Genomic DNA, 12,483 nt, shown 5'->3' on the forward strand with positions numbered 1-12,483 from the left:
CGGGCATCCCGGCCCCGCGGTCCCGCGGGCTGCAATGGAAACGATATTGGACGATCCCATGTTCGGTAATACCAGCCTCACGCACTTCCTCTTCGGGCGGCTCTCCTGGGAAGCGATCCCCTACCACGAGCCGATCCTCGTGGTGACCTTCGCGGTCGTGGCGCTCGGGGGCCTCGCCCTCCTTGCCCTCATCACGAAGTACAGGCTCTGGGGCTATCTCTGGCACGAATGGTTCACCAGCGTCGATCACAAGAAGATCGGCATCATGTACATCATCCTCGCCATCATCATGCTGCTGCGCGGCTTTTCCGATGCCGTCATGATGCGCATCCAGCAGGCCATCGCCTTCAACGGCAGCGAAGGCTACCTGCCGCCGCACCACTACGACCAGGTCTTCACCGCCCATGGCGTGATCATGATCTTCTTCGTGGCGATGCCCTTCGTCACCGGCTTCATGAACTATGTCGTGCCCTTGCAGATCGGCGCGCGCGACGTCTCCTTCCCGTTCCTCAACAATTTCTCCTTCTGGATGACGACGGCCGGCGCGATCATCATCATGATGTCGCTCTTCGTCGGCGAGTTCGCGCGCACCGGCTGGCTTGCCTATCCGCCGCTCTCGGGTGCGGCCTACAGCCCCGGCGTCGGCGTCGACTATTACATCTGGGGCCTGCAGGTGGCGGGCGTCGGCACGACGCTGTCGGGCATCAACCTCATCGCGACCATCGTGAAGATGCGCGCGCCCGGCATGACCTTCATGAAGATGCCGGTCTTCACCTGGACCTCGCTCTGCACGAACATCCTGATCGTCGCCACCTTCCCCATCCTGACGGCCACGCTCGCGCTGCTCTCGCTCGACCGCTATGTCGGCACGAACTTCTTCACGAACGACCTCGGCGGCAACCCGATGATGTATATCAACCTCATCTGGATCTGGGGCCATCCGGAGGTCTACATCCTCGTGCTGCCGGCCTTCGGCATCTTCTCCGAGGTGGTGGCGACCTTCTGCGGCAAGCGCCTCTTCGGCTATGCCTCGATGGTCTATGCGACCTGCGTGATCATGATCCTGTCCTATCTCGTGTGGCTGCACCACTTCTTCACGATGGGCTCGGGTGCATCGGTCAACGCCTTCTTCGGCATCACCACGATGATCATCTCGATCCCCACGGGCGCGAAGATGTTCAACTGGCTCTTCACCATGTATCGCGGACGCATCCGCTACGATGTGCCGATGCTGTGGACCGTCGGCTTCATGGTGACCTTCGTCATCGGCGGCATGACGGGCGTGATGCTGGCCATCCCGCCAGCCGACTTCGTGCTGCACAACTCGCTCTTCCTCATCGCCCACTTTCATAACGTCATTATCGGCGGCGTGCTGTTCGGCCTGCTTGCGGGCGTCAACTACTGGTTCCCGAAGGCCTTCGGCTACCGGCTCGATCCCTTCTGGGGCAAGCTGAGCTTCTGGTTCTGGCAGATCGGCTTCTTCGTCGCCTTCATGCCGCTCTACGTGCTCGGCCTCATGGGCGTCACGCGCCGCGTTTCGCAGTTCGAGGACCCTTCGCTGCAGATCTGGTTCATCATCGCCGCCGTCGGCGCCTTCCTGATCGCGCTCGGCATCCTCGCCTTCATCGTCCAGCTCGTCGTCAGCTTCCTGCGCCGCGATGAGCTGCGCGATACGACGGGCGATCCGTGGGACGGCCGCACGCTGGAATGGTCGACTTCCTCGCCGCCGCCGGACTACAACTTCGCCTTCACGCCCGTCGTGCACGATCATGATAGCTGGTACGACATGAAGAGCCGCGGCTACGAGCGCCCGCTGACCGGCTTCAGGCCGATCCACATGCCGAAGAACACCGGCACGGGCATCATCCTCGCCGGCATCAGCACCGTGCTTGCCTTCGCGCTGATCTGGTACATCTGGTGGCTGGCCGCCCTCTCCTTCATCGCGATCGTCGCGGTCTCGATCGGCCACACCTTCAACTATCACCGCGACTTCTTCATTCCCGCCGATACCGTGGTGGCGACGGAAGAAGCCCGCACCAAGACGCTTGCAGAACGGACCTGAGCCCATGAGCGCGACCCAAGTCCAGGAAACCGAAAAGCCGCAGTTCTACCTGACGGAAGAACACCATCCGGAAAACAGCACCATGCTGGGCTTCTGGATCTACCTGATGAGCGACTGCCTGATCTTCGCCGTGCTCTTCGCGACGCACGGCGTGCTCGGGCGCAGCTATGCGGCAGGCCCGTCGCCGGCCGACCTGTTCGACCTCGGCCTCGTCGCCTTCAACACGGCGATGCTGCTCCTGTCCTCCATCACCTACGGCTTCGCCATGCTGCAGATGGAGCGGGGCGCGAAGATGGAGACGCTGGTGTGGCTCGCCGTCACGGGCCTCTTCGGCGCGACCTTCCTCGGGGTGGAGCTTTACGAGTTCCACCACCTCATCCTCGAAGGGGCGGGCCCGACGCGCTCGGCGTTCCTCTCCTCCTTCTTCACGCTGGTCGGCACGCACGGCCTCCACGTCACCTTCGGCACGATCTGGCTGATCACGCTGATGGTGCAGGTGGGCAAGCATGGCCTCACCCCCGAGAACCGCCGCCGCCTGATGTGCCTTTCCATGTTCTGGCACTTCCTCGACGTCATCTGGATCGGCGTCTTCTCCTTCGTCTATCTCCTGGGAGTCCTCGGATGAGCCACGAAAGCGCCTCTGAAGCACATCACGCCCACAGCCACGGCCACGAGGCCGGGCACGGCTCGTTCAAGGGCTACATGACCGGCTTCATCCTGTCGGTCATCCTGACGGCCATTCCCTTCTGGCTCGTCATGGCGGGCGTGCTGGAAAGCAAGCTGCTGACGGCCGTGCTCGTCATGGGCATCGGCGTCGTGCAGATCCTCGTGCACATGATCTACTTCCTGCACATGAACCCGCGCTCGGAGGGCGGTTGGACGCTGATGGCGCTGATCTTCACGCTCATCATCGTCGGCATCGCGCTCGCCGGCTCCCTCTGGGTCATGCATCACCTCAACGCCAACATGATGCCGATGACCCAGGAGATGATGAAGAACATGCCCTGACGGGCGGGACGATGACGATGGACGTGATGCTGTAGCATGCCCCAGCCCGCTTCCCGCCGCCGGCGCCTCATCGCCTTCCTCGTCCTTCTCGTCGCCGTCTTCCTCGCGCTCGGCACATGGCAGGTCCAGAGGCTTTCCTGGAAGCTCGATCTCATTGCCCGGGTGGAGGCGCGGATCCATGCCGCGCCGGTGCCGGCTCCTTCGCGCAACGAATGGGGCGGCGTGAATGCGCGGGACGACGAATATCGCCGGGTCACCGCGACCGGGCTCTTCGAACACGACAAGTCGGTCCTCGTGCAGGCGGTGACGGCGCTCGGCGCCGGCTTCTGGGTGGTGACGCCGCTGCGCCTTGCCGACGGGTCGGCGATCCTCGTCAACCGGGGCTTCGTGCCCGCCGGCAAGCGCGATCCGGCCGCGCGCCTGGCAGGCGAGATCGCCGCCGGCCCCGTCACGGTGACGGGCCTTCTGCGCATCACGGAGCCCGGCGGCGCGTTCCTGCGCTCCAACGATCCGGCGCATGACCGGTGGTACTCCCGCGATGTCGCCGCCATTGCCGCGGCCGAAGGGCTTTCCGATGTCGCGCCTTATTTCATCGATGCGGATGCGACGCCCAATCCGGGCGGCCTTCCCGTCGGAGGCCTCACGGTCGTCGCCTTCCGCAACAGCCACCTCGTCTACGCGCTGACATGGTATGCGCTGGCCGCCATGAGTGCGTTCGGCGTCTACCGCATCCGCCGCCTCGCTGATCGCTCGTCGTGAAAAAAAGAAGCCCCGCACGAAGCGGGGCAGCGAGCGCCACGGTTTGGCTCCCAATGACGCGGGGAAGCTCGCGGGTTGCGCGAGTGATATCCAACTAGGGTTTCGCCGGGGCACAGGGAAGGTCTGATTCGGCGAATCCGGTACGGTTGTGCAAATAAACTTTCGGGCAGCCGTCGGGGCTTGCGCCGTGCCCTTCAGGAAAGGCCCGTGCGCCGGACGGCGGTCGGCACGATGCCGAAGCGGCGGCGGAAGGCGGTGGCGAAATTGGCGGGGCTGGTATAGCCGGCGATGGCGCTCGCCTCCTGTACCGTGGCCTCGCCGCGGCCGAGGGCGGTGAAGGCGCGCTCAAGCCGCACGTTGCGCACATAGTCGAAGACGCTACGGCTCTCGGCGGCGCGGAAGAGGCGTTGCAGGCCGCTCGCGCTGATGCCCGCCTCGCGGGCGATCGCCTCCACGCTCATCGGCTCGCCGGCATGGGCCTCGATGAAATCCTTCGCCCGCTGCAGGCAGACGGCGTCCTGGCGGGTCAGCGTCGCCCCGCCGGCCTCGCGGCGGTCGGACCGCAGCACCGCCGCCATGGTCTCGGCCACCAGTTCGACGGCCCGGCCTTCCAGATAGAGGTCGCGCAGTTCGGGAACGAGCGGGGAGGGCGAGAAGATCTGCCGCACGAGGTCGATCATGCGCGGGGTCAGCGTCCAGCGGTGCTCGGCAAGATGGTTGCGCAGCAGCCGGGCGCCGCCTGTCCCGTCCGTGACGGCTTCGAGCGCGTCGCGGTGCAGCCATTCGGGCGTCGCCGACACCACGAGATGGCGAAGGTGCTGGCGCCCGCGGGAGGCGCGGGCGAAATGCTCCGGGCAGGAATTCACGATGGCCACGCCTTCGGCAAGGCCCCCTTCGCCATGGAAGGCGAAGCGCCGGCCGCCGATCGCAAGATCGACGCTGCCCTCCAGGAAGAAGATGCAGGAGAGCTCTTCCGGCAGGAGCGAGGTGGCGGTGAAGGCCCGCTCCTCGATGGCGTCGCTGACATGCAGCAAGAGGCCGCGGCGCAGTTCCCGGTGCAGGAACGCGCCCTTCATCAGCGTATCGTCGGGGGAAAGCCGCTCCTCCGGGCTTTCGAGCGCAATGCCTTCGTGGCGCATGAAATCGCGCACGCGAAGATGGCCTGCGTCGGCCCGGTTTCCGGCATCGCCGCCTGCGGCTGCCATTGCTTTCCCTTCTGTTGCGTTTCCCGACCCGGGGTGGAGATTTCCCGTCGCGCAAAGGCATCTGCGCGTTCCGCAAAGGAACCGGCGTTGCCGGCCGTGCGAATGTTGCCCTAGGAATAACTTAACTTGATTAACAAGGTCAAGTTATTGCAGAAGGCAGGGACGTTGGGGTCGTGAACATGAATTTGGGACAGAAAACGGCGATGAGGAGGGCAGGGCGCCGGCGGCTTTGGCTCGCCTCGACGGTGGCGCTCGCGGTGGGCGCGGCGGCGGGGCCGCTGTCGGCGCAGGATGCGGCGACGACGGAGCTTCAGGCCGTCACCGTAGACAATGCCGGCGACAATGCGAAGGGCCCCGACCGTGGCATCGTCGCCAGGCGCAGCCTCAGCGGCTCCAAGACGGACACGCCGCTGCGCGAGACGCCGCAGGCCGTCAGCGTCGTCACGCGTGACGAGATCGATGCGCGCGGTGCAAACTCCGTCCGCGAGGCGCTTCGCTACACGCCCGGCGTCATGGCGGAGGCCAATGGCGACGACGTGCGCGGCGGCTGGATGTGGATCCGCGGCTACAATGCCTATGCCCGGCTCTGGCTCGATGGCCTCGCCATGGCGGGGGATACGGAGGGATATGCCTCCACCCCGATCAATTCCTATGCGCTGGAGCGCGTCGAGGTGATCAAGGGACCGTCCTCGGTCCTCTACGGGCAGACATTGCCCGGCGGCCTGGTCAACCAGGTCAGCAAGCGGCCGCAGGCCGACGCCCATAACGAGGTGGAGGTGACGACGTCGTCCCTCGGCGGCATCCAGACCTCGGTGGACTTCACCGGGCCGGTCGGTGCCGACAGCGATTGGTCCTATCGTCTCGTCGGGCAGGCGCGCGACCTCGGCAGCCAGATCGATGAGGAGCGCAACAGGCAGCTCATGCTGCTGCCGAGCCTCACCTGGTCGCCCGACGAGGACACCTCGCTTACCCTCTACGGCTTCTATCAGAAGGTGAACCCGAAGAATTTCAGCGGGCGCTTCTATCCGGCCTTCGGCACGCTGATACAGAACCCCGCCGGGCAGATACCGACCAGCACCCATATGGGTGACTATCTCTCCAATGCGAACGAGTTCGACGCCAATCTCTATACGGCCGGCTACGAGTTCTCGCACAATCTCACCGAAGACCTGACCTTCCGGCAGAACCTGCGCTACAGCCATGCCGACCAGAACATGTTCCTGGCCGTCGTGAATCCGGCCTTCACATGGACGACGAAGCCGCCTTCGGGCACCACGCTCGGCCGCGTCGTCTCGGCGTCCGACGACAGGCTGTCGTCCATCGATATCGACAACCAGCTCGAAGCGCGCTTCGATACCGGCGCGCTGGACCATACGATGCTGTTCGGGCTCGAATACATGCATCTCAAGTCCGATCGGTATTTCGGCAGCGCGAAGATAACCAGCCAGGATTACCTCGACCCGGTCTACGGCGGCACCTATGCCTTCCCGGCCTGGACGACCTCCAGGGTATCCGAGCAGGACCAGATCGGCGCCTATATCCAGGATCAGGTCCGCTACGACGGCTGGCTGGCGACGCTCGGCCTTCGCTACGACCATTCGGAGATTACGACGACAGACCGCATAAAGAACGTCACCTACGAGAACGAGGACGGCGCGCTTTCGGGCCGGGCCGGGCTTGCCTATCTCTTCGACAACGGCCTGACACCCTATGCGAGCTTCTCCACGTCGTTCCTGCCGACGATCGGCGCCGACGTCGACGGCGATCCCTACAAGGCGCAGGAATCGCAGCAGTTCGAGGCAGGCATCAAGTACGAGCCGGAGGGCGGGCGCGGCATGATCGGCGTCTCGGTCTTCGACCTGACGCTGGAGAATGCGCTGACGCCCGTCTACAGCGGCACGGGCTCGACGCTCGGCTATGTCCAGACCGGCGAGCAGCGCATCCGCGGCCTCGAGATCGAGGGCAAGTACGAGCTGACGCCGGAACTGGACCTGATCGCCTCCTATGCCTATTCCGACTCCAAGGTGCTGGAGACGAATATCGCGACACAGGTCGGGCAGGACATGCTCCGCGTGCCGAAGCATCAGGGCGCCCTCTGGGTGCAGTACCGGCCGGAATGGGCCGAGGGCCTGTCGCTGAGCGCGGGCGTTCGCGCTATGTCGTCTTACCATACCGACACGGCCTATCTGGATGCGCTCAGGATCCCGGGCCTCGCGCTCGTCGATATCGGCGCGCAGTTCGACCTCGGCGCCCTGAACAAGGATTTTTCCGGAACGACGCTGCGCCTCAACGTCTCCAACCTGTTCAACGAGGTCTATGTCGTCCAGTGCACCAACGACACGGGTGGGAGTTGCAACTACGGCCCGGGCCGGACCGTCATGGCAAGCCTGAAATACGAATGGTGAGCTTGTTGACGCGATTTCCGTCGATGAAGAGAGCCGGCGGCATGCCGCCGGTCCTCCGTTTCCTGATGGTGGCCGCGGCCCTCGTGCTGGCGTGGTCCATCCCGGCGCGGGCGGAGATCGTGCTGTCCGACGCGGCGGGGCGTACCGTCCGCCTCGCCGGGCCCGCGCACCGCATCGCCACGAACGAAAGCCTCATCCTCATCTCGCTCGCCCTCGTCGATGCCGATCCCGTCGCGCGTATCGCCGGCTGGGCTGCGCCGCAGCGCATCGACCGCGGCATGTACGAGGCCTACCGCCGCCGCTTTCCCGCCATCGAGGCGATCCCGGCCGTCGGCGCCGTTTTGCCCGGAAAAACCTCCGTCGAGGCAATCCTGTCCGTCAAGCCGGACCTCTTCGTCGTCTCCATCTGGGAGGCCGGCTGGAACGAGACGGCGGCGACGCTGGAGGCGGCCGGCGTGCCGGTCCTCTTCCTCGACGGGCCGGTGAACGACGGCAAGGGGCCGGCCGAGACGACGGCCTTTTCCGTGGAACTGCTGGCCAAGGCGGTCGGGCGGGAGGAGAAGGGCAGGGCCTACGGCGATTTCGTGCGGGCCCGCTACAAGCGCATCACGGACAGGACCGCCACCCTTTCCCCGGTCTCCGTCCTCGTCGACGCCCATGCGGGCGCCACCTGCTGTTCGACACCGGGCAGCGGCAACCGGATGACGGAGGCGCTGCGCCTTGCCGGCGGAAAAAGCATCGGCGCGGACGTGCCGGGCTATGACGGCCGGCTGAGCCCGGAATTCGTGCTCGGGGCGGATCCGTCGGTCTATATCGCGACCGGCGGCCCGCATCTTGCCGCCCAGAGCGGCCTCGTTCTCGGCGGCGGCATCGACCGGGCTTCGGCGGAAAGATCCTTCGACGGCATTCTCGGGGAAGGAATGCGCGACGCGCTGACGGCGGTGCGCAGCGGGCGGGCCCATGCGGTCTCGCACCAGCTCTCCATCTCCGTCGTCAACATCCTCGTCTTCGAGTGCTTCGCCAAGTGGCTGCATCCCGACGTCTTTTCCGATGTCGACCCCGCCGCGACGCTCGCCGAAATCAACGACCGTTTCCTGGCGGTGCCGCTCGAAGGCACGTTCTGGATCGACCACGAAACCGAATAGGACGCCGCATGCAAGGCAGACACTATACCGCTCAGGCCCGCATCGCCCTTCGCGATCCCGATCCCGTCATCGCGGAATTCTGCGAGCACATGACCGAGCATAATGCCGTGGTGAGCGCCGGCCCGACCGGCCCGCTGCTGCGCATGGGCGGGATCAGTGCGCAGTTTTCCCGCGCCGGGGGTGAAACGGTGGTGGAAGTCGCCGCGCCGGACCTTGAAGGCCTCTATCTCGCCCGCATGTCGGTGGCCTCGCATATCCTGGAATTTGCCGGGGACGACCCGCCGGAGATCGCCTGGACGGGCGATGGCGGCGAGATCGTCCGGCCGCCGAATTTCCAGATTCTTCAGGTCGTCGGCTGTCGGCAGGTGACGCCGCACATGCGCCGGCTGACCCTTTCCGGCGAGAACGTCGCGCGCTTTGCCGGGCTCGATGCGCTGCATCTCAACCTGATGGTCCAGCGCCCGGGGGCCGCCGAGCCGCAATGGCCGCGCGTCGGGGCGAACGGCGTGATCGCCTGGGACAATCCGGACCTGCGCCCACTCATGCGCAAATATACCGTGCGCAGCGTCGATCTTGCCGCCGGCACGCTCGATATCGATTTCGTGCTGCATGCCGATGCCGGGCCGGGCTCGGCCTTTGCCGGACGCGCTTCGGTCGGCGACCGCGTCGGGGTGGTGGGGCCGGGCGGCGGCGGCCTTGCTGCGGCCGACTGGTATCTCTTCGCCGGCGACGAGACGGCGCTTCCGGCCATCGCCCGGATGCTGGAGCACCTGCCGGCCGATGCCCGCGGCCTTGCCTTCATCGAAGTCGCCGATGCGGCGGAGATCCAGGCGCTCGCCGGGCCGGCCGGCATTGCCGTCGAATGGCTCCTGCGCGACGGCCGGCCGGCGGGCGGCACCAGCCTTCTTGCCGATGCGGTGCGCGCCGCCGCCTTTCCGGCGGAGGGCGGCAAGGTCTATGTCTGGGCCGGCTGCGAATTCGAGGCTTTCCGGGCGATCCGCAGCCATGTGCGGCAGGAACGAGGGCTTGCCGGCAGCGAGCACCTCGTCGTCTCCTACTGGCGGCGCGGCACTCCCGAGAGCGAGTAGGCCTCGCTCATTTCGCCTTCTCGGCCTTTGTCCTGTCTCCGGTCGGGAAACGGATGACGATGCGCGTGCCCTTCTTCTTCACGGCGGGGCTTTCGGCATGGATGCGCCCGCCCATCGCCTCCACGAAGCCGCGCGCGATGGAAAGGCCGAGCCCCGTGCTCTGCTGCGTGCGGCCGTCCGGCTTGCCGCGGCGGTGGAACTTGTCGAAGATGCGGTCGATGTCGGCCGGCGCGATGCCCTTGCCGAGGTCGGTGACCGAGATCAGCACGTCCGTCCCGTCGCGCCGCGCATAGACGTTGACCGGCTCCTCGCCGCCATATTTCACGGCGTTGTCGAGCAGGTTGAAGAGCACCTGGCCGAGCAGCACGCTGTCGCCCTCGATGGGCGGCAGGTCGGGAGCGATCCCCGTCTCGATGACCTTGCCCGGATAGTATTTGCGCGCCCGCTCGACGGCCGAGTGGATGAGTTCGGAGACGTCGATCCAGTCGCTCTTCGGCTTCAGCGTGCCCGATTCGATGCGCGTCATGTCGAGGAGGTTGGAGACGAAGCGGTTCATGCGGCTTCCTTCCTCCTCGATCGAGCGCAGCAGTTCGTCGCGTTCTTCCGCCGTCGTATCGGCGGCCGGCTGGCGCAGGCTCCGGACGGCGGAAAGGATGGTGGCGAGCGGCGTGTGCAGGTCGTGCGAAACGGAGGAAAGCAGCGCCTCGCGGTAGCGCTCGCCTTCGAGGCGCGCGGCCTGCGTCACGCTTTCGTCGGAAAGCCGCGCCCGGTCGAGGGCGATCGCCGTCTGGTCGAGGATGGCGGTCAGCGCCCGTTCGGCGTTGAGGTCGAGGCGCTCGTCGGAATGCTCGATGCCGCAGACGCCGACCAGCCCGTGCGGGCCCATCAGCGGACGGAACTCGAAGCGGCTCGCCGGCAGCGTTCCCGTGCCGAAGCCCGCCGGCTCCTGCTTGTCGCGCGTCCAGCGCGCGGCGGTGAAATCGGTGGCGTCGAGATCGGTATCCGGCGGCCAGACGGCGGCGACCTTGAGGTCGCTCTTCTCCGGCACCAGCAGCGCGACGTTGCGCTTGAGGCTGGCCTGGAGATAGGAGACCGCGAGCCAGATCGCATCGTCCCCGGTCGCGGTCGTCGCGAGCTTGCGGGAGAAATCGTAGAGCGATTGCAGGGCGGCGGCGCGCACGCGCGAAACTTCCGCCTGTTCCTTGATGCGTGAGGCGAAGCTGCCGGCGATCACCGCTACGGACACGAAAACGACGAGCGCGAAGACCTCGTGCGGCGCGGTGATCGTGAAGGTGTGCAGCGGGTCGATGAAGAGGAAGTTGTAGGCGAGCGCCGAAAGAAGCGCGGCGATGAAGGCCGAGGCATAGCCGCCGACCACCGCCGCGCCGAGCACGGCGAGCAGGAAGAGCAGCGAGATGTTCGGCAGTTCGGCGAACTGGTAGACGAGCTTGCCCGCCACCGCCGTCACGCCGACGAGGCCGGCCGCGACCAATGCGGCATGGCGCAGCGAAGCGATGCTGACGGCCGGAAGGGCGGCAGCCGGCATGGCCGGCTTGTCCGCCTTCTCGGGCGTCACGAAATAGACGCCGAGGCCGCTGGCGCGGCGCGACAGCGCATCCGGCAGGGAGCGGGAGAAGAACCGCATCCAGCCCCGCTGGCGCCGGGCGCCGATGACGATCTGCGTGGCGTGCTCGCGCCGCGCGAGCTTCAGGATCTCCTCGACGAAATCCGTGCCGGCCACCCGGCGCGTTTCCGCACCCAGTTGTTCGGCCAGCCGGAACAGCGCCTCGATGCGCTGCAGGCGCTCCGGCGTTTCCTCCTCCCGGTCCGCTCGCTCGATGGAGACGACGAGCCAGGGCGCGTGGAGGCCTGTGGCGAGCCGCGCGGCGACGCGCAGCACCTTTTCCGAAAGATCGTCCGGCCCGACGCAGACCAGGAGCCGCTCGCCGGCCGCCCACGGGCCCTCGATGGCATTCTGGCGGAGGTAGTCGACCATCTGGTCGTCGACCCGGTCGGCGGTGCGGCGCAGCGCAAGTTCCCGCAGCGCCGTCAGGTTGCCGAGGCGGAAGAAACGGTCGACGGCGCGGCTGATGCTTTCCGGCAGGTAGACCTTGCCTTCTTTCAGCCGTTCGATCAGCTCGGTCGGCGGCAGGTCGACCAGCACGATCTCGTCGGCCTTCTTCAGGACGAGGTCCGGCACGCGCTCGCGCACCGTCACGCCGGTGATCTGCGCCACGATGTCGGCGAGGCTTTCGAGGTGCTGGATGTTGAGGGCCGTCCACACGTCGATGCCGGCGGCAAGCAGTTCCTCGACATCCTGGTAGCGCTTGGGATGGCGGCTCGCCTCCGGGTTGGAATGGGCAAGCTCGTCGACGAGCACGATGCGCGGATGCCGGGCGAGCGCGCCGTCGAGGTCGAATTCCTCCAGCACCTTCTCGCCCTGGACGACCTTGCGGCGCGGCAGCACTTCGAGCCCGTCGAGAAGGGCGGCCGTCTCGCTGCGGCCATGCGGCTCGACGAGACCGACGACGATATCCACGCCCTCGGCCTTGAGTTTGCCGGCGCGCGTCAGCATGGCATAGGTCTTGCCGACGCCGGGCGCGGCGCCGAGGAAGACGGTCAGCTTGCCGCGCTGCTCCTTTTCGGCGGCGCCGGCGGGCAATGCATCGGTGTCGGGTTTGCGATCGTCGTCACGGTCGTCGTCCGCCATACTTTCTCTCATGTTCCGCACGGCCTGCGCTGTCCAAGCTGTAGCATGTTCGCGCGCAGTTCGCCGATGATTCCGAAAGACGGCTTTCTATACGGTTTTCC

The 12,483-nt window shown here is 66.4% G+C and carries 9 protein-coding genes; 7 read left to right on the plus strand and 2 right to left on the minus strand.

The window, feature by feature from the left end:
• Positions 1–58: 58 nt before the first annotated feature.
• From cyoB to ACZ5TO_RS21960, 4 genes are read left to right on the plus strand one after another with little or no spacing between them, the layout of a single operon-like run.
• Positions 59–2,062 carry a cytochrome o ubiquinol oxidase subunit I gene (gene cyoB, locus ACZ5TO_RS21945; protein ID WP_184140696.1) on the plus strand — a complete coding sequence of 668 codons (2,004 nt, stop codon included), beginning with the start codon at positions 59–61 and terminating at the stop codon, positions 2,060–2,062.
• A gap of 4 nt (positions 2,063–2,066) precedes the next feature.
• Positions 2,067–2,687, plus strand: a complete 621-nt coding sequence (cyoC, locus tag ACZ5TO_RS21950) for a cytochrome o ubiquinol oxidase subunit III (RefSeq protein WP_464800694.1) — start codon at positions 2,067–2,069, stop codon at positions 2,685–2,687.
• The gene (cyoD, locus tag ACZ5TO_RS21955; RefSeq protein WP_184140700.1) at positions 2,684–3,070 is read left to right on the plus strand and encodes a cytochrome o ubiquinol oxidase subunit IV; all 387 of its coding nucleotides are present in this window, start codon (positions 2,684–2,686) and stop codon (positions 3,068–3,070) included. The genes cyoC and cyoD overlap by 4 nt, the downstream gene beginning before the upstream one ends.
• A 36-nt stretch (positions 3,071–3,106) precedes the next feature.
• Positions 3,107–3,829 (plus strand): SURF1 family protein, encoded by a 723-nt coding sequence (locus ACZ5TO_RS21960; RefSeq protein WP_464800695.1) that lies wholly within the window; start codon positions 3,107–3,109, stop codon positions 3,827–3,829.
• Positions 3,830–4,023: 194 nt separating this feature from the next.
• Here ACZ5TO_RS21960 and ACZ5TO_RS21965 read toward each other — a convergent pair whose 3' ends face one another.
• The gene (locus ACZ5TO_RS21965; RefSeq protein ID WP_464800696.1) at positions 4,024–5,034 is read right to left on the minus strand and encodes a helix-turn-helix domain-containing protein; all 1,011 of its coding nucleotides are present in this window, start codon (positions 5,032–5,034) and stop codon (positions 4,024–4,026) included.
• A 203-nt stretch (positions 5,035–5,237) separates the two neighbouring features.
• On the opposite strand from ACZ5TO_RS21965, the gene ACZ5TO_RS21970 reads away from it, so the two are divergent.
• Genes ACZ5TO_RS21970 through ACZ5TO_RS21980 form a run of 3 tightly spaced genes read left to right on the plus strand, consistent with a single transcriptional unit; the run spans position 5,238 to position 9,672 of the window.
• Positions 5,238–7,439 (plus strand): TonB-dependent siderophore receptor, encoded by a 2,202-nt coding sequence (locus ACZ5TO_RS21970; protein WP_464800697.1) that lies wholly within the window; start codon positions 5,238–5,240, stop codon positions 7,437–7,439.
• 41 nt (positions 7,440–7,480) lie between these two features.
• The gene (locus ACZ5TO_RS21975) at positions 7,481–8,584 is read left to right on the plus strand and encodes an ABC transporter substrate-binding protein (RefSeq protein ID WP_464800698.1); all 1,104 of its coding nucleotides are present in this window, start codon (positions 7,481–7,483) and stop codon (positions 8,582–8,584) included.
• 8 nt (positions 8,585–8,592) lie between these two features.
• Positions 8,593–9,672, plus strand: a complete 1,080-nt coding sequence (locus ACZ5TO_RS21980; RefSeq protein WP_464800699.1) for a DUF2218 domain-containing protein — start codon at positions 8,593–8,595, stop codon at positions 9,670–9,672.
• Between the two features lie 7 nt (positions 9,673–9,679).
• On the opposite strand, the gene ACZ5TO_RS21985 is transcribed toward ACZ5TO_RS21980, so the two are convergent.
• Positions 9,680–12,382: an ATP-binding protein gene (locus ACZ5TO_RS21985; RefSeq protein ID WP_464800700.1), complete on the minus strand. Its 2,703-nt coding sequence runs from the start codon at positions 12,380–12,382 to the stop codon at positions 9,680–9,682.
• Between the last annotated feature and the right edge of the window lie 101 nt (positions 12,383–12,483).

Source organism: Shinella sp. Sh6 (assembly GCF_055392685.1).